Annotated in this window: 2 protein-coding genes; one reads left to right on the top strand and one right to left on the bottom strand. The window is 47.2% G+C overall.

Annotation, left to right across the window (positions count from 1 at the left end; translation table 11 throughout):
• Positions 1 to 831: 831 nt before the first annotated feature.
• The gene (locus KDK14_RS10900; protein WP_257265136.1) at positions 832 to 1,332 is read right to left on the bottom strand and encodes a GNAT family N-acetyltransferase; all 501 of its coding nucleotides are present in this window, start codon (positions 1,330 to 1,332) and stop codon (positions 832 to 834) included.
• Positions 1,333 to 1,367: 35 nt separating this feature from the next.
• Between KDK14_RS10900 and KDK14_RS10905 the strand changes: the two genes are divergently transcribed.
• Positions 1,368 to 1,619, top strand: a complete 252-nt coding sequence (locus KDK14_RS10905) for a hypothetical protein (RefSeq protein WP_257265137.1) — start codon at positions 1,368 to 1,370, stop codon at positions 1,617 to 1,619.
• Positions 1,620 to 1,687 lie beyond the last annotated feature (68 nt).

Consider the following 1,687-nt stretch of genomic DNA (forward strand, 5'->3'; position numbering starts at 1 on the left):
GGCCTACCCGAATATCATGACGGCTACCGACGAGGTAAATTTTCCGTGAAGCAGGAAATGGGCGGCAGGCTTCTGCCAGAAGTGAATGACTGTCAGCGATTGGAGCACGCATTTGAATACCCTGAAGTTGAGATTTACCGGCAGTGAATATCCCTTATTCATTATTATTGTTATGGCTTGCCGGTGTATCAGGTGAAAGCCAAAGAAAAGGAATAAACGGTTAACTCATCAAGGTTAGCAAGAAGCTGCCTGATTTGAAGTAAAACAATGGTTTTAGGTATCAAGGAATACATGGCAGGCAAACAGCATGACCATCCATCATTAGTAATCCGGCACTTTCTTCTGTTGTTCCCTTCGCAGGTATTACCCTGAGCGGGTTCAACGAATTTGCTGCAAATATCCCCAATAAAATGCAGTGATCTCCGTGGTAAGCACTTCCACAAGATGTGCAGATTTTGACATCCTCCCACCACCAAGCGGTCGGGGCGGCCCCACCTTGGCGGCCCCACCTTGGCGGCCCCACCCATCTCCACCCAAGCTCTCCGGGCTATGGGTGGAGTATTCCGAGAGAATTGACAAAGGCCATCCACGGAGAAAATAGTACTTCTGCACCGTTTTCGAGACTTGCTGAAAACGGGAAAAGTAATGGGTACCCTGGTCGTGATTCATGGATTGTAGCCAGACGATAATTTCCTGCTCCCGTCTACCTGGGGCTGCCGGTGCGGCTATTGCCCATGAGTTCAAAAAAATAATGCATGAAAAAATAAAATAAGACGGAAAAATCTGGAGGACAATGGGCAGGGCGAATAAAAGCAGAAGATTAATAATGATTCATATTGGGGACTGTATGCGGTAACGGGCAACCGTACAGGTGCTCCACCCCTCGAAACGATCAAACTTCATACCCAGTTGCTGCATGACCCCTTGGGCAAACTCATTACTGGGTGTTGTATAGGAAATAATCTCCTCCATGCCCAGCTGGTTAAACCCAAACTTAGTCACTGCCTCAACGGCTTCAAGTACCAGGCCCTGGCCGCGGTATGCAGGTAAAAAGCGCCAGCTCATCTCAATATGCTTGCCATAGGGAGAAAACCCGCAGTAGCCAATCAGCTGGTTATTCTCTTTGAATACCACCGCCCAGCGGGACCACCCCCATTTATCCAATTCCGCCTGGTAGCGCCACAACTCGGTTTCTGCAAGGCTTCCGGGCTCTGTCGCCATGGCATCTGACGAGCCAAGCGGCGTTTCACCCAGTAGGGCGGAATATGCATCGACATCCTGTAACTGCCAGGTACGAAGTATCAGACGGGGCGTATCAGTAACAATCAGCACGGTAATATGGTCTCCAGAAACATTGCTCCAATAAAATGATTGCTCAGTCATTTGGACAATTAAAAGATCTAAAAAGTTCTCACCAAATAGATAGCCTGATGAATAAAGCTGACGGATTTACTGATGCAAACATCAGGAAAAGGGTTGCCATCAAAGACCAGAAAACGCCATCAGAAGTGAAAAACCTGAACTCAGGCTACCTGATGATCGAGCAAAGGCGGAAAGAACCTCAAGCTGCAACCTCTTGTCAGCAGATGATGAAATCAAAGGCTAAACAAATTTTGTAACTCTTCAGCACCTATAAGTAGTTAACCAAATGAAATCATATTTTCTGACTAAGTGACCAGTCACTCTG

Origin of the sequence: Endozoicomonas sp. ONNA2 (genome assembly GCF_024606365.1) — a bacterium.
In the GTDB taxonomy this organism is placed as follows: domain Bacteria; phylum Pseudomonadota; class Gammaproteobacteria; order Pseudomonadales; family Endozoicomonadaceae; genus Endozoicomonas.

Coding starts and splice junctions, on each gene's coding strand:
- KDK14_RS10905 (WP_257265137.1), top strand. CDS start 1,368: ATGATTGCTCAGTCATTTGGACAATTAAAAGATCTAAAAAGTTCTCAC.